Source organism: Pseudomonas sp. SIMBA_041, from assembly GCF_046535095.1.
GTDB lineage: Bacteria > Pseudomonadota > Gammaproteobacteria > Pseudomonadales > Pseudomonadaceae > Aquipseudomonas > Aquipseudomonas mucoides.
Genome location: NZ_JAWRXJ010001023.1, coordinates 1 through 231 on the forward strand (window position 1 = coordinate 1; position 231 = coordinate 231).

The following is a 231-nucleotide window of genomic DNA, read 5'->3' on the forward strand; positions in this document are numbered from 1 at the left end:
TATGCCTGCTCATCGTGCACAAGACGGTGATACCGATGGTGAAACGTCACCGCAAGCAGATGTATTGGTCGCAGAGCCTGAAGTAGCAAAACCGCCCATGTATGCGGTCGTTATGTACAATGACAACTACACGCCGATGGAGTTTGTTGTATACATATTGCATATCTCAAAAATGATTTACCAGCTAAAACTGGCTCTCTTATTCTTTATCGTCGGTCTCGAACAAAGCGG

Annotated in this window: 1 protein-coding gene; it reads left to right on the forward strand. The window is 45.5% G+C overall.

Features of this window, described 5'->3' with window-relative positions:
* Position 1: 1 nt before the first annotated feature.
* Positions 2 to 231, forward strand: a 230-nt coding sequence (locus SB725_RS34215) for an ATP-dependent Clp protease adaptor ClpS (protein ID WP_410923830.1), incomplete at its 3' end; no start/stop codon positions are given.